Here is a 20,297-nt window from a genome sequence, read left to right as displayed (position 1 = left end):
TGTGGCAAAAAAAATGCCTTTCCCTATACTTTTCATTGATAGCAGATATAAGCTCTATCAAAGTATGTTTAGTTAGATTGTCACTAAGGTATATAAATACTCACTAAAAGGGATTCATCATGGGTAAACAATCAATGTTAACAAAATTAAAAACAGAATTGGCAGAATTACAAAGTAAAGCAGATGAAGCCAGAATACAGATGGATTTAGCCGGGAAAGAAATACAGACCAAATTAGAGCCGTATTTAAAAAACCTTGATAACGAGCTTCTACATACGCGCAGAAAATTAGAAAAACTGAAATCTTCTGCCGAAAATACTGAGCATGAATTGGAAAAAGGGGTAAATTCCTCTATTAATAAAATAAAAGAATTATATGAAAAAGCAAAACAACATTTACCTAAAAAATAACTGCTTACTTTTTCAGGGCTAATTATCCATAACCGTTAGCCCCCTCCCTTTATGATTCCCGGCATGCTGATTCATTGCGCTTTCTGTTGATGTGACCGATACAATTTTCATTCATTTGCGGCTTAGAGCAGAGCCACAGAGCGCATCTAGAGAAACTGCCTAACCTCAAGCAAATTACTTAGCACGGCGGTTGCTTGCTGTGCAACATCTCTATCCGGCTGTTGCAAATCCGGAATCATAATAGCATGGCAGCCCGCCCCAATCGCTGAGCGCATACCATTATTGGAGTCTTCCAGTACCAGACACTCTGCGGGTGAAAGATGCAGTTGCGCGCAGGCCATGAGGTAACAATCCGCAGCCGGTTTTCCATTTTTCACCTGTTCAGAGGTAATAAGCGCATCAAACAGCGATAAATAATCACAGCCGCTAAAGTGATGCTGAACAAGCGGCAAGGCAGATGAGGTAACCAGGGCACATTTAAAACCTCTGTTTATAAGCTCAAAAAATAAGGCTTCAAAGCCGCTTTTATACGCACTGTCCTTCTCTCTTTCGACTGCTAACAGCAAATCCCGCACCCGCTTGAAACGTGCCATATTGAGCTTTTCAGCAAATTCCACCTCCAGCAGAGATTCACAGTCAATATCCTGCACACCAATAAAATGTTGATAAAATGCATCACTCAGATCCAGACCCTGCTCGCGGGCGGCATGCTGCCAACTTTTTTTGCACACGCCTTCCGTATCAAATATCAGACCATCCATATCAAAAAGTACTGCTTTAATGTTCACACTGCCTCCCTCTGCCTTTGCCTGGTTTGTGAAATTGAGCACTGCGTTTTAAACACACAATGCTATTCAACTATAAACTATAGATGATGGTTAATGTCCAACTTAACACAACCCACATAATGATGATCAATGGGATCCCTATTTTTAAGAAGTCATTAAAAGTATATCCACCCGCGGTCATGACTAAAAGATTTGTTTTATAAGCCATGGGTGTGGCGTAGCTCATATTTGCACCAAAAAGAACTGCTAATACAAAAGGTTCTGCAGGTAAATTTAACTGCTGTGCAATGCCTACCGCAATCGGTGTTCCGATTACCGCTGCGGCATTGTTCGAGACTATATTGGTCATGATTGCCATCAGTAACATCAAACCACTTAACATAAAAATCGTTGAGCTGCCTTGGGTTGCTGATATAAAAAGATGTGCTAAATAGGAAGCTGCGCCGGTTTTCAGTAAAGCCTGGCCTAAAGCCAAGGAAGCTACCACTAATAAGATAACTTGGGTATTGAGTGCATTTGCAGCATCTTTCCAGTTAATACAGCTGCTCACAAACATCAAAAACACGCCTAAGGTGGCACTGATTGCTATTGGTAAAATACCCAATGCAGAAAGCGCAATAATCGAAAACATAATCAAAAATGCCCAAGGAGCCTGCTTTGAATGTGTTAAATCCGACGTTGCATCTAACACTAATAATTCTCTGTTTTTTTTCAATTCAACGATATGCTCACTTTTGCCTTGTATCAGTAACACATCACCCACTTTTAAATAAATATCTGCCATCCCCTTAAAAAGGGTTTCGGTTTTTTTTCCGGGCCGATGCAGTGCCAGAGCGACAAGGTTATGCCTTTCTAAAAAGCGTGTTTGCGAAAGTGTTGTATTGTTTAATCGTGAACCCTGAGAAATAATAACCTCAGCGATTTGCTGATCTTTTTCCATCAACGGGTGCGCTTCATCCACTGCACCTAAACTAGTATATAAAACTGCGCCCAATATGGTTTCAAAACTCTTTAAGTTTTCAGGCGTATCCTCGACAACTAACATATCGTCAGCTTTTATAATGGTTTTTGAATGCGGTAATAAATAAATATCGTTACTGTTTCGGTGGATTCTTAAGACCCTCATCATGTCGTCTGTTTTAGCGATCAATTGTTCCAGCGCTTGATTTTCAGAAACAGAATCAGCAGGAATCAACAGTTTTGCAGTAAATATTCTCGGTGAAGTATCGGAAAAAGGCGGTTCCCGCTGTTTAATAAAATAGGGAACCACTAACCATAAATAGACAATAGCGACAGCCCCGGCAACAGCGACCGGTAAGAAAAAATCAAACATGGCAAAACTTTTCAACCCCATATCAACAGCCACTGAAACAACCAATAGATTGGTAGATGTGCCAATCGTGGTGCTCATTCCGCCTATTAGTGTGGCAAAGCCCATCGGCATCAATACTTTTGCAGCAGAGGTTTTTGTACGTATCGAAACGGTTGTTAAAATAGGCAGGAGCAAAATAACAATGGGAACATTGTTGACAAAAGCACTTAAGGTTGCCCCTAGAATCAGGGTAAGCAGAAGGGAAAATTTTGGATAAACACTCCATAATCTGGACAATAACCGGCCAACGGGCTCTAAAGCGCCGGTCCGCACTAATCCTTGCCCTGCAACCATCAGCGCACAAACAGCGATTAATGCCTCGTGCCCGAACCCGGAAAAAAAATCCAAGGCGTGAATGGGAGTATTTTGATACTGATAGGGGAAAATGGTAAAACCAACCGTCAAAGCCACAATAATAAAAAGACTGGAAGTTTCTAAAGGAATTTTCTCTCTGCTGAACAGAAAGAGCGCTAAAAGGGTCAAAAGCATCACAGCAATCGCATGGCTGTTTACAGACGTGACTAACGGCATAAAAACCCTTTTTAATTTTGATCAGTTTTTATAGTGTAGCGTTAAGCTTTATTTATTCCCTTATTTTGCCCTATATAATACTTTCTCAGTATTTAATTTGTCTTCTAGCAAAAGAACTGAAATGTTTGCAGTTGAATCAGCACAACAACAAAAGGGTATTTTTACTGCAGAATTAACCATAGCATGCGATTTTCTTATGTTGACCGCGTTTTTTAACTAGCTGATGCAATTGCCCGCACTGCTTCAGCACCTCTGTCCATGTTCGCGGTTTGGAAAAGTAGAAACCCTGCACGATATCACAACCCAGCGTTTTAACATGCTCGAAATCAGCTTGCATTTCAACACCTTCTACAATCACATTAAGTTGATACGCTTTTGCAAGCTCAAAAATGATATCCAAAGTGGGCTTTTTACCCGCAGGAGTGATGCGCAAATTAGTCACAAATGATCGATCAATTTTCAAGGTATCTAAAGGATAATTAAGTATTTGTCCAAATGAGGTATATCCGGTACCAAAGTCATCAATGGCAATCCGTATACCTAATGATTTGAGTTGGTTGAGGCTGGCAACCGCCTGATGATCATCTGGCATCAAGCAGGTTTCTGTTATTTCCAGCTCCAGCTGCTTAGGATTTATGTCACTGCTAGCGAGGATCTTTTTCAGAATAGTATAAAACTTATCATTTCTTAATGATTTAGATGAAACGTTGAACGAAAAGAAACCTGTAAATCCATTTTTTTGGATGACCTCTGCAAGTCTGTTGACGGTTTCTTCAGCAACCCATAAATCAATCGCTAAAATAATGTCCGAATTCTCTGCAATCGGGATAAAAATATCGGGTCCGATACCGGCATCCTTTAGAATTGGGCAGCGTAATAATACTTCATATCCCTTTAGTGCGAGTGTTTCAGCACTGTAGCAAGGCATAAAAACCAAACTAAACTGGTCATCACTGTAGGCATTTATTAACTCAATTTCGATGTTTTTTTCAAAAAGCATTTTCTCTTTAATTTCGTCAGAAAAAAGCTTATAGTTATTTTTCCCTGCTCTTTTGGCTAGATACATGGCGTCATCGGCTTGGGTTAATAGGGTCTCTCCATTCTTTTTAAGGTCATTTGAATAAGCAATGCCGATACTGGCGTGCACATCAAATTTGTCTTCTCCAAGACTAAAGCCGTCGTAAAATATATTGCTAATACGTTTGCCGATACTCTCTATTGCTTCTATCGAGGGTAAGCCATTCATTAAGATAACAAACTCGTCTCCACCAAGCCGGGCAATACTATTAATCATATCTCCTGAAATAAACTTATCTTCCACTCTTAACGTCTTTTTTAATCTTTGACTAAAAGCGATCAGCAGACGATCCCCTGTATCGTGGCCAAAATTATCATTTACATATTTAAAATTATCCAAATCAATAAAAAAAAGCGCTACGTAAGTTTGATTTTTTTGTCTGACATTTTGGACCGATGCTAATTTTTCGTTAAAGCTGCCTCTGTTTGCAAGCCCCGTCAGTGAGTCATTGTTTGCCTGGTCATTTATTTTATGAATGAGTGACATATAACTTTCGTTTAAATCAGCGACTTCATCCTTAGAGGTTAAGGGGGTAAGCTCAACAACAAGTGAAGCTTCAACTGCCTTGACACTTTTAGCCAGTTTGGTGATAGGCAGTATAATTTGTTGGTCAATTAACCAAATTAGCAGCCAATAACTTAATGTAATAAGAATCAGGTTTAGGAGTAAAAATTTAATCAGGATATTATTTAACTGCTCTGCAAAATAGTTTTTATTCAATGTTAATATAATATCAAATAATGCGCTTTTAAAGCTGCCTTGGTATGAACCATTCTCATTTATTTGAAATGGGGTGCTGCTAAAGGAAAGTTTATCCACGCTACTTTTTTTATCTATAAACTGGTAGTTAAGATAACCATGATGTTGCTCAACAAGCGCCTTAATCTCTTTCTTAAAGAAATTACTATCCAGTTTCGCTTGCGCCACATAGATATCATCATTACTGTCATAAAATGATTTGGAGTACAATTGATAGTGCGAAAAAGCCTGAAGAATATATAAAGAGGGGATTTGATTAAGATAGGGGCTGTCAAGAAAAAAATGATATTGAGAAATCTTATTCGGAGCACCTTGCTCCCCCGTTTGCTCCATGATTTCTTTGGTTGTTATTTTTAAAATTGGCACAGCAAAGGGATCAAGGGTATTGATATGAACAATCATTTGCTGATTAGCGTCAAAAACAATAAGATCATTAATCACAGGACTGTTGTCATTGGCACTGTTTTTTTGATTCACAAATAGATTAAGAAACTCTGTGACGTCCGGAGCAGGCAGATTATTGCCACTTTGTTTAGCATTAAAAATAAGAGACGCCTCTTTACTCTCAATTTTTTGTCTTAGATAGCTTTTAACATAATTAAGCTCGTATTCGGATCGTAATAATAGATTTTCAATACGTCCGTTAAGCTGTATTATTTTAGTATCTATAATTTGCTTTTTATAAAGATCATAATAAAGTGAAGAAACCATGGCAGAAACAACCATTATCACCGGCAATATAATATACCTTATTTTTCTTCTAAGCTTCATGATGCGGCTACTCTTGAGTCTGTAATAATGAGAGCATTTTGTTACGGATAATAACATCGCTTTCAGGAAGGCGTTTATATTTATAACTACGCTTTAGGATCTCTGCACTGGTTGAAATTTCCTTGTTATTTTTATACTCATCACTTGAGAGTAACAGAGCGGCTTGGTTAGTGGTATAAAACCCGATATCCTGCGCGTTTTTATACGCCATAACCGGATCATTAATAAACCCCAGCAATGCTTTCGTCCCCTCTTTGACAACAACCCCGGAAGGTGCCGTAAAACAATCCACATAAAACAAAGTCCCCTCTTTGGGAACAATATATTTCCAATCATCTTGCCCGGAAGCTCTTTTTATAGACTTTAAATCATCTGAATAGCTTGATGCAAGAGTGAGTTGCGATGATTTTCCCTGCCGTAAAACATAGCTGACAGGATAACCATAGCGCAGCAGATATTTTGTTTGTGCTTTCAATAATAAATAAGCCGATTTTAATTCGTCTTGGTCTAATGAGAAGGGATCTGATCCCTGAGCAAGAAGCGCAATGGCAATAGTATCAATGTCATCCTTAAACATCATTGTTGTCCCCACATGCTCCTTAGGAGGGGTTAAAAGATCAGTCCAGGAATCAATGACTGTTTTAGATATTGAGCTGCGATAAATAATACCCATTGTGCCTTGTGCGTAGGGGATACCATATTGGCCGCAAGTCTGTTGAGATTGCAGGCTATTATATTGCAGGTTAGCGATGGGGATAGACGTTAGAGATTGAAATAATCCTTCTTTTCCGTAGTGGCCTGTTACTGCATCATCCATCAGCACCAGATCAAATTGACTGCCCTGCCCCTTGCTTAACATAGCATGAAGTTCAGGCCCGCTATCATAATAATAGAGCTTAACGGTATGCCCGGTTTCTTTTGTAAAGGCCTTAATAACCGATTCCGAGAGGTAGTCCTCCCAGGTTAATATTTTTATATCCTGAGCATAGAGAGGGGTCACAAAAAAACACAAGAAGAAAACCACCAGCATGGTTTTAACAGATAAAATACAGGTTTTTAAAAAAAAATGGTAATGCCCTTTAATATCCGGCGGTTTCAAGTGAGACCTCTTCATTATTTTTTACCATTCTATTTATTTACCATTCTATTGATGACACAAAAGATTAATTAAATGAACTAATACACACCTAACAATGACAGCCATTGATTTGAAAATAAGTTCAAACAGCTATACTTGCCTTTTTTACATCACAAAGGCTTTTCATCGCGCCATTGAATTGACAATGTGGCATGTATCCGTGGCAATGGTCTTATTTGCCGGCAGAATATGAACATGTACGGCGCTTTTTTTTATTTCACTATAGTTATCGATAAATAATGTAACTATATCCGGATCAAAATGCACCCCCGACTGCTCTTTTATGTGCTCCAGCACTTTTTCTTCCGGCCATGCTGATTTATAGACTCGAGAATGGATAAGGGCATCCCATACGTCAATCACGGCGAAAAGTCTGGCGGTTACTGGTATTGCATCGCCTTTTAGACCTTGAGGATAACCACTGCCATCCCATTTTTCATGGTGCGAATAGGGAATGTCTCGACAGGGAATAAGATATTCAATCCCGGATAAAATATCATTAGCTATTTGCGGGTGTGTTTTCATTTCCTCCCACTCCGTTGAGTCTAGTTTGCCCGGCTTAGTTAAAATTTCATCACGCATGCTAATTTTGCCTATATCATGAAGCATGGCTCCCCACTTGATGTGATTAAGTTCGCTGAGATCGGTAATGCCAAATAGTTTTGCCAGCTTAAGGGCCATATGGGTCACCCGGACAGTATGATCTTTTGTTTCTCTATGACGCAGATCAATAAGGCTAACCCAGCCATTCATCATTTGTTCTTGATTTTTAAATAATTTAGCGTTTAATTCTGTTACCGTATTAATCTTTTTTCTGGAAATAAAAAATAAAAGTATCGCGGTAACGATAATAAAACCCCATCCCTTAATATTCTGCGCCAAAATAATATTGTTACTATCTCGGAATAATAACGATACGGCAAAATCAGATAAAGATATCCACAAAATGCCGACGGTCAGATATATCAATACAATTTGATGGTGTGGTTTAAGATTCATTTAATTTCCGACTGACAGTTTACAAGTTTATATACTTAGTAAAATAAAATATGTGCACCTGCATGCACAAAAAATTCATTTTATAACAAGGCAATATTATCAAACAATGCGTTAGCGCATATTCAAAAGAGATAAACCGTTTCCCCGGTAGGTTATGGAACATCATAAAGCTCGCCAAAAACACCAATAAAAGCATAACAACATCACATTAAAATCATCCTTTGAATTAAGCCATTTAAATTAATCCCGTAACAGTCGGTTAGCCTGTCATCAAAGCAATTTATCACATTAGTCACTGTATTAGAACGTAAAAAAATGCAATAACGGTGGCTATGATAGTTTTTTGGGTGGCAAATCACCACCGTTTTTATCACTATCAGCCACGGATATTATCAAACAGTGATACAACGCTTTTTTTCAGTTTGCTGGGTGCTTGTGTTATGTACAAGCACCCAGCAAACGCTCTTAAACATGCAGTGAAGAACAGAATGTTTATCAATCAAAGCAAAACTAAGACTGAAACACAGTGTTATGCAGGAGTTGCTAACTTAGCCCTTTTACTTAACCACTGATTAACTAATAAAGCAGATAAAATAACTGCCCCGCCAATACTTAATCTAAAAATATCCGCATCACGATTCCAAATAAGCACATTGACCAAAATACCCGCTGGAATAAGCAAATTATTCATCACCGCCAGCACGCCGACATTAACTAAGGTTGCGCCTTTATTCCATGCAAAATACCCCAAACCCGAGGCAATAGTGCCAAGATAGATAAGTATTCCCCATTGTAAAGGGGTGCTTGGTAATTTTTCGCTGTCTCCAAAAATCAAATAACAGATACTTGCCACCAGTAACGCGCCAATAAAAAACCATCCAAAAATAGTTTTTTGCTCAAGCTCATGGCTGGCCAACAAACGTTTATAACTCACCTGCCCCGTAGCAAAACAAAGATTCGCCGCCTGTACCAGCAAAAATCCCAGTAAAAAATTACTGTCAATGTGATTATAACGAATCGCAACCGCGCCAGCCGTGGCAATAACGGCGGATAACATAAAATGACGGTTAAAATGGCGGTCAAAGGCATCATTGATCAAGGTCACATAAATCGGCGTCATCACCGTAAACAGCAACACTTCTGCGACCGTTAAATAGAGGAACGATTGATAATAAAAAACATACATTAAGCCGAGTTGAATAGCGCCAATGGCCATCAGTTTAAGTACCATTGAAAAAGCAATTTTACGGGGCTGCAAAAAAGGTAAAAACACTAAAGTCGCAAGCAGGATACGCAACAATACAGAAAACCATGGATCCACTTGTCCAGCTAAATAAACACCAATTAAACTAAACGAAAAAGCCCATAATAGGGTCACTGCGAGCAGATAGGCCATGATAAAATCCTTATTAACATAAAATTAAAGCGCTGATTGTAAATGATTATATTTACCGGCAAAAATGATTCACCGTCGACTACGGAAATTTTAGACTTAAGTCGACAGTGATGATTAAACAAAATAATGGTTGCTCTTATATTGGCTGTTTCTGTGTACTCGGTATTCGAGAGCGTGACATAAAAGAATCACCTTATGAATATTTTTTCCGACTGGAAAAATGTAACAAATATCGGCAGCTTACATAAATAATCATCAGGGTTGCAATGCTTAACTCTCCATAAGCCAATGTTTCGCTGAGATTGACAACTTGCGGATTAACCTCATGCTCCGATAAAAAATGCGTTACTTCAAATAATGCCACAGCCCCAACAACTAATGGGAAAGTGAATGCCGCGTAGGCAGGTGTAAAAGGCAAACGTAATAACTTAATCAAAGCCAGGTAAGCAATGCCGGTCATCAGTATTGAAACCCCAACAAGCAAGCAGAACAGCACATAATTTGGTTGTATTGTGGTCGACAAATATCCCAGTAGCAATAAACTGGCCGGTGTAGCGAGGATCACCACGATGGGTTTTTCGTTATCACTCGACATCACACAAAAGAGCAAACGGTAAAGTACAACAGGTAAGAGTACTAGGTACGCAACTAATGCAAAATAGACTAGCCACTTTGCTAGAAAGGGATGTAAACCACCCGGAAACATCAAAACCGCAAGTACCGGGCCGATTGGAGGAATAAACCAACTTGGTGATATCTGTGAAAACTGGAAATTTTTAATACGGTAGTAAATAAAAAAAACTAACAGACCAAAATGGAATATAAGCGCGACTGCGCAGATCCACTGACCTAATTGCATGTAATCAATAGATATATTATTCGCTATCACCATGGTTGCCATGGCAATAATAGGTGACAGACCGGCTCTGACAGGATGCTGTAAATCTTGTTTTAAAAGCTCGGGGTTAAATAAAAATTTACAAAAAAGAGGAAACAATAAACAGCTGGCAAGCAGCGCTGCAAAGGGTTGTGCAATACCATTTAACAGGGTTATATTTTCCAGGCAGAGTCCTAAGCTGGCAATACCCAGCGCCAACCCGGCAAGTGCACTCGGCGTGGCGTAAAAAATACGATTGACAGTTTTAAATTGGTAAATCAAAATTGTTTCCTAGCGAGTCATGATTAAAAATGACGTAAACTAAACTCATCAGCGAATAATTACAAGCTTCTATCGTAAAAGTCACTCCCGTCACGATTTTTCTATCAGGCAAACGAAAAATCTCTCTCATTGCCCTGCGGATCATGACAATAAGAGGAACAAACGGGATTGTCGCAACCCATAATGGGTCTGCTATTGATTTATAAGATGTTCATCATTTACAAAACGTAACGCCATACAATCACTGTCTTTACTGATGATCATCGATGAGTCAACACGCAGACAACTGCCGGCATATTTACCCGCCGCCGTAAAGGCGCACACCTGCACATAATAACCATCGACCAGCGGCAGTGGAAATAATGCCTGGTATATTTGCTCCTGTGCCGCAAATTGCCCCCCGGTCTCCTCAAGGACAGTATCACTATCATCGACCATCTGTATATTGGCTCCGCAACGCCCAACGATTGGTTTGCTGACATAACCGCTCGCCTGTAACTCCGCATTTAAAACAAAATCACTATGTAATAATAAAGGGTGATTTGGAAATAATGACCAGAGCACCGGAAGAATCGCTTTGTTACTTGGAATAAGGGTCCACAACGGCTCAAAAATCATAATGTTCTTGTGCAGTAGGACATCTGCCAGACGCGGGGCTTGACCGCGTTGCCACAAAGGTCGATATTTGTCTGCAACTGCCTCATCTGCTTCAGATTGTATGCGTATTTGATCCAGAGCAGTTTCCCAGGACCAGGTTTTCCACACCCAGTGAATGACCTGTCCCTGAGCATCTAAAATATTACCCAGGCTATCCCAGCGCAGACTGCTAATACCGCAGATTAGTGTACTTTCGATATCTGCCGATTTTAATGTTTGTTGTATGAATAACGCATGGTATTTTTCTTCCGGATCGTTATCGTGCAAAATATGCACCCGCCCTTTCGCCTGACTTTTACGCCATGCATTAACCAGATGATTAAAAAGATCTTTACCGCTGTCCTGACCTTCATGGACGCCATAATGGCGCGCCCATTTACCCTGAATTTTGGCACTTTCCATATAACAGGAAGCCGAATCACAATTATACTCATAGACCTTTAACCCCTGCGGAGTCATGGCAAAATCAAAACGACTGGTAATAAGTTCGTTTAAACGGTTATCCCAGGACTGGCGTATTTTCGGTAAAATCGATGCGGGCAGGTTAAATTTATTTAATAAGCTTGGGTTTTCCAAGACATAATCGGTGGCGTGCATAAACAAACCATGCAGTTCATTGGCAGCACGTTGTAATGCATAATGCGCCGTTTCCGACAAAACATAATAACGATATTGATCCGCTGTGACTGCGCTTAGCTTATGTCCGTGCATTGCCTGCACATAAGCGGCCTCATCCTCGTTGGCAACATTAAGCCAGGATTTTTGTGTTTTAACCTGCACTTTTGCCCGGCGACTGATTAAGTTAAATAACTGCTTATTGCTTTCAGGGCTCGGCTCGGCATCACGGTCATCCTCGGTTTGTGTCATCCAACCTAAAATAGTGGCATCATTAAAAGAGCATTTTAACCAATACTCACCTTCTTCGGTGGTCGTCGCGGGAAGTTCGCGACTAAAAGAGCGCCCCTCAGGCCAGATTTGGTGATCTAAATTTTGTTCGGCAATACGTAATTTATCGGGAAAAACCTCAGTAATAATAGCAACATGCCCGGTTTCAGCAAACTCTCCACCCTGCTCCCAAATTAATAAACTGCCCGGTTGCGGCAAGTTCTTACTGCCGTTACAAAATGCCTGCAAAGGCAGCCTGCTGTTATTGGCAATGTTTCTCACCGAGCGTAAATCGAATATCTCATAGGCCATGGCCACGTCATCAAAAATAGTGCCCCTATTGATATACATCCAGCGTCGCGCAAATTCAACACATTGCCATTTGTAGCCCATATAAATACCATCCAAATAACTGCGAAAAGCACTGCGTTTGGGGTATTCAATATCACTGGCAGTATCATAATCAGAGGAATAAGCGGCAACACCACCTGGCGCATAACCGAGTAAGGTAGCAAAAACAGACGGGGATTTATGTGGCAAAATGTTTAACCTCTAAAAGTAGATAACAGCAATAATATAAACAACTAACTTTACCTTGGCAATGTAAATTGAGTCTCTTTTAAAGCATTATCTGAAGTTCAATGAGGATCTAAATATTAAGGCATTACCAGAGACTAACCTTAGCGTTGGTTTAATATTTTTATCCGTTATAAAGGAATTCAACAGGGGAAAAGCTGCAAGTGAATTTTTACAAAGCCCATCAAATTAAGTGGCCAATATTTATTGGCCACTTTGGATGAATTTAAAGATGAATAAGTAATAAATCAACGATGGTGATATTGACCAATTTACGCGCAGAAGACCACCAACGGTTCCAAAAACCGTGGTGATGCCCGCACACTAATAAATCGGCCTGAATCTTGGTCATTTCCTGCATCAAAGTTTCTTCCACGTCACCCCCTACCACCAGGGTATTAGCGATGGGATAATCGGTTAGATTTGCAAGTTCCTTGAGCTTAGCGGCTAATTCTTGGCGTTTTTGCTCAATTAATTTAAGCTCAAGCGGATCGTAATCCCGATCTTTATCGGGATGTGAAACATCAACCGAGATAAAGGAAAGTTTTGCATCTAAATTTTTAGCTAATGATACAGCTTTGCTTATTACTATATCGCTAGTTTCAGTCAAATCAATGGCAACCAATACATGTTTATAACTCATGTTCCTTCTCCAAATTAAGTTTATTAAGAATAATATTAGTGATTGTTAGTAAATAAACCTGTTTGTATCATGGATAATTTAATCCTCTTGTTTTTGTCAAAAGTATAGCACTCAACCACAAAAATATATTTTTGTGCGCTTATAAAACGCACTGAACAGCGGTGATATTTTCAATAAAATAATCATTAAAAATAAGGATTTCAAAAACAAAAACAGCAACAATAAATGGTCACAAATCGCTAGAAACCATTAACGGGCGAAGGAAGGCATAAACAAGAAAGAGGAGAATTTATTAATAGAAGAGGATTTTCAAAGGGTCATAAAGCGGGTCTTGAGTTTTGTCTGTTAATACAAAATTTAAGACCCAAACTGATTAATGGTAACTGGCGAGTAGCAACGCTGTTGTTACAGAGGTTATCATTGAGGTTATCACTGAATCAATTTCAATCCTGCGGGTAAACCCTCACCAAATACGCGCTTGGTTTCTGCTTCATTGAGCTCTTTAACGCAGGCCACCATCTCTACCCAACTCTCTGCGGCTTTAACCTGAGTTAACTGCTTGATAATTTTAGCACACCAATCGCCATCAAGATCGCGACTGCGATCGCCGCTCATACGGGACATTAATACCACCGCAAAAGCTACCTGCGGATTTTTTTTCCAGTCGATCGACAGTAATTTTGGCAGCCAGCTCTGCACCTCTTTTTTATCAATAACATTATGAGCACTGCCATTAAAAGGGATCCGTGAGGCGATTCGGCCAAGGGCCCACCAACTGCTGCTGGTTTCCGATGATTTTTGTAAACGTGTTAATAACCACTGGCTGATTTTGGTTTTATTTTCAACGGGTAAAAGCTCTAAGCTTGCAACCAGTTTAACCATATCTTCATAGGCTTTTTGTTTCGACTCCTCCTTTAATTTTCGATTAGTTAATGCAGCCGGGTCGATAAATTTGGCGATATCCTCAAACACCCGCATCTGCTGCAGCGCGCTGAGTCCGCCTGAAGCGCGCCGCCAGAATGTCCACCAGTCGATCCATACTTGGGTTTCCTGATGAAACTGCAGCCCCTGCTGATAGAGATCCCAAATTTGTTCAATACGCCACTCATCAATCGGATAACCAAAACCGGGGCGTAAACAATATCCGGCCAGATTAAACCAAATCCGCTCATGGGCAGCAGAACGGCGGCGGTGATTTTTACCTTCCAATAACTGATCGAACAAGGCACGCAGCAGGGGTAGTTCCCAGTGTTCGCGCTTGCCCAATAGTTTTTCAATATCAGCACGTAAACTTTTAACCACCTTGGGAGTGACTTGTTTTTTACTCTCGCCGAAGACCAGATCGATTTGTTCTCTGACCTGATCGAAACCGTCGGGCAGTACGGCTGTTTTATCCGTTGCTCTGTGTTGCGATAACTGTTTGCGAATTTGAAATTCAAGATGCCAACGTTGCTGGTTTTCAGCCACACAATCTATTTTCAGCGTGCCGACTTCGGTAAACCTAGTTGCCAAGGACACAATAACCGAGTCTAAGGTATTTTTTTCTAATACCACCACCAGCGGCGGCAGTGAAATAAAATGCCCTTCGGCCAGCGTTTGTTGGTCAAGGGTAATAATTTCACCGACGTTATAAAGGTGGTCGGCAGTGGTTGAAAAGAGATGAAACTGCACAGGCAAGCCCAGCTGTAATGAAAACTTCCTTTCACTAAGAGTAAGCTCCTGCTCTTCTTCGGTGCCTTTAGGCATGATGCAAATTGCCTGTTTGCCTGCATCTTGCTGCTCAAGCACCAGAAAATAGGTGCGCGCCGTACCGCCGCCAATTTTAAGTTGCGCACCGCGGCGAGCCCTTGCATAGGCCACCGCGCCCTGTGCAACAGCCAGGTGAGGATGATGATTTTCCAGTCGGTTTACGGGACTACCGCGCCAGGCACTTAACTGCTCAATGGTGCGCTCACTGAGTACTTCACTATTAAAAACCCCGCCATTAAATAACACCGCATCGGGAACCGCGTGAGTCCCTGGTTGCGCAGGGTCAATCGCCAATGCATTCTGGCAAGCGACTTGGTGATCGGCAATAAATTCGGCAATATGTTTGCTCACAGCCGGATCGGCCGCATAGGGAAGCCCGAACTCGACAACCGCACTGCGCCTTTTAAGGGGCCGCTGATCAAAACTTATTCTCGGGAAAAAACCATCCAGCGCAATATCTCTCACCGCAAGCTGTGTAAGTTCACAGCTTTTAGCACCGCCAATCAATTTGGCGCCGCTGCCTAATACCGTGACCTTGGCACTGTCGGGGGCATTTTCCCCCATCAACAACTCTTTTGCTTTACGGGTTTGCTGTATCAATTGCGATAAACTCGCTGCACTGAGTTTTTTATGTGATGATCGGCCATCACTAATAAGCCCCTCGGCAATATGTGCCAGAGCCAAATCGACATTATCTCCGCCAAGCATAAGATGATTACCCACACCGATACGGGTTAATGCCAGGCTGTTATCTTTACCTTGAGCCACTTTAATAAGGCTGAGATCCGTCGTACCACCGCCGACATCACAAACCATTAATAGTTTTATTTTGGCCAGTTGTGTTTGTACGCTTTCACCCTGCCGTGCATACCAGTCATAACAAACGGCCTGCGGCTCCTCAAGCAATAAAATATTAACCAGACCGGCGCGGCTTGCGGCCTCAACGGTGAGCGCCCTTGCTCCCTCATCAAAGGAAGCGGGAATGGTAATAACCACTTCCTGATCTTCCATCAACGCATCGGGATGGTCAAAATTCCAGGCATGACGCAGATGCATTAAATAACTGGCAGATGCCAGCAGCGGAGATACTTTTTCCACCCCCTGCGCACCCGCCCAGGGCAGGATATCCGCATTGCGATCAACTTGCGGATGAGAAAGCCAACTTTTGGCGCTGACGACCTGACGGCCATCAACCTTTGCGCCTAATTCTCTCGCCCATTCCCCGATTACAACCTCGGGTAACTCCCCCTCCAGTGGCTCAAAGGCAATATCAGACCAGGGCAGTTGTAAATCCACCGGGTTAATTTCACCCTTGGCCGGATGATAACGAAAGGAAGGTAATAAAGGCCGTTTAGCCACTTCACCCGGAGCAACTAACTGCTCGATTTCAAAAATACAACAGTTATCCGTGGTTAACGGATGGCGCATATCGGCATAGGCAACCACGGTATTGGTGGTGCCTAAATCGATACCAATAAGATATTTGACTGTCATCTAATCTCGTACATCCAGCTCAATGTGCCAGCGCTCCGGGGAGCCGTTATTATCGCGACTGTTAACCGCGACGGCTTCAAGTTGAAGTGTGCCGACTGCGGTGACTTTAGCCAGCAGCCGAACCGCAACAACATCCCCCACACGGCGTCCTTCTACCGATAAGGTTGCCTGTAATTCAGGCAGTTCCTGAAGCTCATCATCCTGCCAATGATCAAGTTGCAGACCCGCTTGATCATGACGGCGGGTATTCGAGCCAAAAAATCGAAAGCGCACGGGCTCACCGACAACCAGACCAAATTCGGCTTTACTCGGCGCAGTTTCAGAACCCTCCTCCATGCCAAAAGGAGCGATGCATAAGGCTTCTAATGGGGGTTCCATGCCGGGAATAGCAGGCATAGAGCTTTCAATACCGACATAATAGGTATTTGCTAAACCGCCGCGAATGCGAACACCCTGGCCGCGTTTAACATAACCGTAATAACTTGCCCCACTGGCGACCGCAAGATCCAGGTCGGAATCGGCCAACAAGCGCGCTTTTTCGGCGCCTGCATCGATCAGCCACTGATTGATAATCGCCAGAGTTCGCTCAGCTAACAGCGGCGATTTCAGTACACCACCGTTCAATAAAATTGCCGAGGGTTTAATAAAATCGACACTGCCTGACTGCTCAAAATTAGCAGCTAACGGATCTGCAAAATCGTCATTGTTAATTTGAGCGTTTGGATTCGCCAGAAGATCGTCAGCGGCACTTGCCTGTCTGCTTAAAAATGCCGCCAGATGACGTGATACAGCAGGGTCTTGCGCGTAGGGCAGACCCTTTTGGGTTAAGCCGCTGCGACGTACCGCACGAGGATGATCATTGATATCGACAACGGGGAAGAAACCTTCCAACAAGGTCTCACGCACTTCATTTCGAGTTAACTCAGTGCGCAGAGTATTACCCAGTAGTTTTGAGCCGCGGCTGGGCACGGTAATCGGCACACTGTCAATATCGTTATCCAGTAGGAGTTGCTCTTTTGCATCCCGACAGGCTTGACCGATGGCCTGAATTTGCCATGCCTGTAACTCTTTTCCCTGTTCGCTTAATTTTTTCTTAACCCGGTAAGCCAGGGCTAAATCCATATTGTCACCGCCGAGTAATATATGCTCCCCGACAGCAATACGATTGAGGGTTAAATTGCCCTCTTCTTCGGTAACCGCAATTAATGATAAATCCGTTGTACCACCGCCAACATCAACCACTAAAATAATATCACCCACCTGAACCTGATCACGCCAAGCTTCACCACAGGCGTGGATCCAGTTGTAAACCGCCGCCTGAGGCTCCTCCAACAAGGTCAGGTTATCAAAACCAACGCGTTTTGCAGCTTCTGCGGTGAGCTCTCTTGCCGCGGGATCAAATGAAGCCGGAATAGTGATAGTCACGTCTTGTTTCGCTAACGGGAAATCGGGAAATTTATCTTCCCAAGCGGCGCGCATATGATCTAAATATTCAAAGGTTGCGTCTAATGGTGATATTTTTTTAACTTCTTCGGGGCTGGCGGCGGGTAAAAATGCCGCGTGGCGATCCACCCCGCTGTGGCATAACCAGCTTTTTGCGCTAGAGACTAAACGAATGGCGGTTTTACTGCCCAATTCCCGCGCAATACTACCCACAATGGCATTGGGCCGGGCATTCCAGGGTAGCGCCAGATCAGCATCATTCAACTCGGCTTCATGGGCCATGTAGATAAACGAGGGTAACTGTTTTTTTTCTTCAATAGTTCCCGCTTGAGTTAACTGCGGAATAGACATAATAGTCAATTCCGGCACTGTGGCAGGATCTTCCGCTATATTCACGAGATCCATATAAGATAAAACACAGTGGGTTGTGCCTAAGTCGATACCGACGGAATAGCGGGATGGTGTTTCATTAGGTATAGCTTCGTTAGGTATGGTTTCGTTAGGTATGGTTTCGTTAGGTATAGCTTCGCTCATAATTCCACCTCCGCAGGTGCAACGATTGAAGCATCGTGTCCCGCAGCCAATTTTGGCAGCTTAACCTCACTCACTCTCCAACCTTTATGAATCAAAGTGCCGTTAAAGGGAGCATTGCCGACAACATTACCCGTAAGACGAACTTCCGATGCGTTAAAACCTTCAGCTATACTGACAGATGTTTCTTCCTCTTCGCTGCGAATCGCTTCGAGGGTAAAATAAGTATTCAATGTTTTCTTGCTGCCCTCATGGACAACACGCGCAGCAGCCCCGATATCAGCATCGGAATAAGCGCTTAAATCTTCCTGGATAAAATCAATAAAACGCGCATCCTGCTGCAGTAAAGTCAAAAGCTGCAGTGCCGCCTCTGGCGTTGATTCTTTTAATATTACACTTTTAGGTTGTACTTCCGGAACGCTTTGTTCAACCGATGCATCTCTCGCTTCAATCTTATTTTTCTGAGTCGTCTGCTTAGCGGATGGTTTCTTTTTAGTTAAAAACAAAACCAAGAATAATGCGGCTGCGATGCCTAACCCTAAGTGAAGCGTATCGATAGTCGCGGGAAACGCATGTAAATCTATATTCATTTTTACTTTCCTAATAATGTCAAAATGAGCCATTGCTCAAATGATATAAAGTCCCTGATTATAAACGGAGTCAATCATAGAACTTTGTGTGTTTGGTGTTGATGTTGATGTTGATGTTGATGTTGCTCAAAATCAATTATGTGAATATCAGTACAAAATAGCAACAATAAATCAAGCAATTGAATTTTGGATACATTTTAGCACGACATTTGTTAAAAATTGAATATTGAAGATGTCACCGTAAAAATAATTTATTCCCAATAATTAAATTAAAAATGCAGTCGCTAATGCGCTTTAATCTTTAACACACGAAACCTTTGCGATGCAACGCTTCGAAGCGGCTTTTCGGTGAAATTTTCTGGTGAGACTTTCTGGTGAGACTAACGCCAGAATCATGCCCAAAAGAGAGCAGATACCGCCGACAATATGAAACCAACATATTGATTCCCCTAAAAAGGTAATGGCCAATACAGCACCAAATAGCGGCATTAATGTAATCGATAATGAAGCCGTTTCAGCGCCCATTTTTTGCACCCCATTGGTCCAAAAAATATAAGCAAAAATAGAAGGGAAAACCCACAGATAAGCGAGCAGCCCCAAGTGGGACAAAGAGGGCCAATAGAATCTAAAAAACAGCGCTTCAATCCCGTAGGCAAAAATCAAAAAGGGTAAACCCAGCATAATTAAAACGTAAAGCAGGATAATTGGCGAGAGTTTCATGGACATTTTTTTCAATAACACGGTAAACAATGACCAACATATTACCGCGGCTAACATCAATAAATCCCCCTGACCTAGACTAAGCGTCAGTAATCGCAGCAGTTGCCCTTGGGTTAGAATCAGCAGGACACCGATTATCGACACTGTTATGCCTATCAGTTGCAGTAACCGTGGGCGATTACCTAAGACTCGCCAGGCAATTAATAATGTCGCAACAGGTATTAAGGTATTGATCAGGGTTATATTTACAGCAGTGGTAAAATTAGCAGAAAGATAAAGCAGGCTGTTATAAAGAGTAATGCTTAATACCGCAAGTCCCGTCAAGGGCAGCAGCTTAGGACGAATTACATGCCAATTTTTTATTGTGCCGCGCAGTGCAAAAGGTGTAAGCAGTACAAAAGCGCCCAGCCAGCGAAAAAGATTGATCGCAATGGGCGCGACCTCATCCATATAACCTCGCGCTAAGGTTGCATTGATCGCCCAAAACAGATTAGTAGCAACTAACCCTAAAAAGGCAAGCCAGAAAGTACGTTGCTTAAAAACGTTTATCTCCATAAAAAAAAGTCCCGAAGCCTGACTGACTTAACTGATGAGTGAAATAGATATCA

14 protein-coding genes are annotated in these 20,297 nt (G+C 41.9%); 1 reads left to right on the top strand and 13 read right to left on the bottom strand.

Features of this window, described 5'->3' with window-relative positions:
• Positions 1–119 precede the first annotated feature (119 nt).
• A complete protein-coding gene (locus ACJAZP_RS01005) occupies positions 120–410 on the top strand; it encodes a hypothetical protein (RefSeq protein ID WP_415228864.1) in 291 nt (96 codons plus the stop codon).
• A gap of 146 nt (positions 411–556) precedes the next feature.
• Here the strand turns inward: ACJAZP_RS01005 and ACJAZP_RS01000 are convergent, their stop codons facing one another.
• The 13 genes from ACJAZP_RS01000 to ACJAZP_RS00940 form a co-directional block, all read right to left on the bottom strand.
• On the bottom strand, positions 557–1,198 hold the full coding sequence (locus ACJAZP_RS01000; RefSeq protein WP_415228863.1) for an HAD family hydrolase: 642 nt from the start codon (positions 1,196–1,198) through the stop codon (positions 557–559).
• Between the two features lie 70 nt (positions 1,199–1,268).
• Positions 1,269–3,101: an SLC13 family permease gene (locus ACJAZP_RS00995; protein ID WP_415228862.1), complete on the bottom strand. Its 1,833-nt coding sequence runs from the start codon at positions 3,099–3,101 to the stop codon at positions 1,269–1,271.
• A 172-nt stretch (positions 3,102–3,273) separates the two neighbouring features.
• Entirely contained in the window at positions 3,274–5,670 is a 2,397-nt protein-coding gene (locus tag ACJAZP_RS00990; protein WP_415229016.1) for a putative bifunctional diguanylate cyclase/phosphodiesterase, read from the bottom strand.
• Between the two features lie 46 nt (positions 5,671–5,716).
• Positions 5,717–6,823, bottom strand: a complete 1,107-nt coding sequence (locus ACJAZP_RS00985) for a spermidine/putrescine ABC transporter substrate-binding protein (protein ID WP_415228861.1) — start codon at positions 6,821–6,823, stop codon at positions 5,717–5,719.
• 147 nt (positions 6,824–6,970) lie between these two features.
• Positions 6,971–7,846 carry an HD-GYP domain-containing protein gene (locus tag ACJAZP_RS00980; RefSeq protein ID WP_415228860.1) on the bottom strand — a complete coding sequence of 292 codons (876 nt, stop codon included), beginning with the start codon at positions 7,844–7,846 and terminating at the stop codon, positions 6,971–6,973.
• Positions 7,847–8,375: 529 nt separating this feature from the next.
• Entirely contained in the window at positions 8,376–9,242 is an 867-nt protein-coding gene (locus ACJAZP_RS00975; RefSeq protein ID WP_415228859.1) for a DMT family transporter, read from the bottom strand.
• Between the two features lie 193 nt (positions 9,243–9,435).
• Positions 9,436–10,401: a TDT family transporter gene (locus ACJAZP_RS00970; RefSeq protein WP_415228858.1), complete on the bottom strand. Its 966-nt coding sequence runs from the start codon at positions 10,399–10,401 to the stop codon at positions 9,436–9,438.
• 192 nt (positions 10,402–10,593) lie between these two features.
• Positions 10,594–12,483, bottom strand: a complete 1,890-nt coding sequence (gene gss, locus ACJAZP_RS00965) for a bifunctional glutathionylspermidine amidase/synthase (protein ID WP_415228857.1) — start codon at positions 12,481–12,483, stop codon at positions 10,594–10,596.
• Between the two features lie 262 nt (positions 12,484–12,745).
• Positions 12,746–13,162: a universal stress protein gene (locus ACJAZP_RS00960; protein ID WP_415228856.1), complete on the bottom strand. Its 417-nt coding sequence runs from the start codon at positions 13,160–13,162 to the stop codon at positions 12,746–12,748.
• A 429-nt stretch (positions 13,163–13,591) separates the two neighbouring features.
• Positions 13,592–16,405, bottom strand: coding sequence for an Hsp70 family protein (locus ACJAZP_RS00955; protein WP_415228855.1), 2,814 nt, complete (start codon positions 16,403–16,405; stop codon positions 13,592–13,594).
• Positions 16,406–18,382 (bottom strand): Hsp70 family protein, encoded by a 1,977-nt coding sequence (locus tag ACJAZP_RS00950; RefSeq protein WP_415228854.1) that lies wholly within the window; start codon positions 18,380–18,382, stop codon positions 16,406–16,408.
• On the bottom strand, positions 18,379–18,969 hold the full coding sequence (locus ACJAZP_RS00945) for a DUF2760 domain-containing protein (RefSeq protein WP_415228853.1): 591 nt from the start codon (positions 18,967–18,969) through the stop codon (positions 18,379–18,381). Before ACJAZP_RS00945 ends, ACJAZP_RS00950 begins: the two co-directional genes overlap by 4 nt.
• Positions 18,970–19,263: 294 nt before the next feature.
• The gene (locus ACJAZP_RS00940) at positions 19,264–20,244 is read right to left on the bottom strand and encodes a DMT family transporter (protein WP_415228852.1); all 981 of its coding nucleotides are present in this window, start codon (positions 20,242–20,244) and stop codon (positions 19,264–19,266) included.
• Positions 20,245–20,297 lie beyond the last annotated feature (53 nt).

This window comes from Psychromonas sp., assembly GCF_047632955.1.
Lineage (GTDB): Bacteria > Pseudomonadota > Gammaproteobacteria > Enterobacterales > Psychromonadaceae > Psychromonas.
The sequence above is the reverse complement of the archived record's forward strand: the minus strand, read 5'-3'. Positions and strand labels throughout refer to the sequence as shown.

What these genes read in the sequence shown, in the direction of transcription:
- ACJAZP_RS00960 (WP_415228856.1), bottom strand. Translation starts at nt 13,162, where the DNA reads ATGAGTTATAAACATGTATTGGTTGCCATTGATTTGACTGAAACTAGC.
- ACJAZP_RS00975 (WP_415228859.1), bottom strand. Translation starts at nt 9,242, where the DNA reads ATGGCCTATCTGCTCGCAGTGACCCTATTATGGGCTTTTTCGTTTAGT.
- ACJAZP_RS00945 (WP_415228853.1), bottom strand. Translation starts at nt 18,969, where the DNA reads ATGAATATAGATTTACATGCGTTTCCCGCGACTATCGATACGCTTCAC.
- ACJAZP_RS00940 (WP_415228852.1), bottom strand. Translation starts at nt 20,244, where the DNA reads ATGGAGATAAACGTTTTTAAGCAACGTACTTTCTGGCTTGCCTTTTTA.
- ACJAZP_RS01005 (WP_415228864.1), top strand. Translation starts at nt 120, where the DNA reads ATGGGTAAACAATCAATGTTAACAAAATTAAAAACAGAATTGGCAGAA.
- ACJAZP_RS00985 (WP_415228861.1), bottom strand. Translation starts at nt 6,823, where the DNA reads ATGAAGAGGTCTCACTTGAAACCGCCGGATATTAAAGGGCATTACCAT.
- ACJAZP_RS00955 (WP_415228855.1), bottom strand. Translation starts at nt 16,405, where the DNA reads ATGACAGTCAAATATCTTATTGGTATCGATTTAGGCACCACCAATACC.
- ACJAZP_RS00995 (WP_415228862.1), bottom strand. Translation starts at nt 3,101, where the DNA reads ATGCCGTTAGTCACGTCTGTAAACAGCCATGCGATTGCTGTGATGCTT.
- ACJAZP_RS00980 (WP_415228860.1), bottom strand. Translation starts at nt 7,846, where the DNA reads ATGAATCTTAAACCACACCATCAAATTGTATTGATATATCTGACCGTC.
- ACJAZP_RS00950 (WP_415228854.1), bottom strand. Translation starts at nt 18,382, where the DNA reads ATGAGCGAAGCTATACCTAACGAAACCATACCTAACGAAACCATACCT.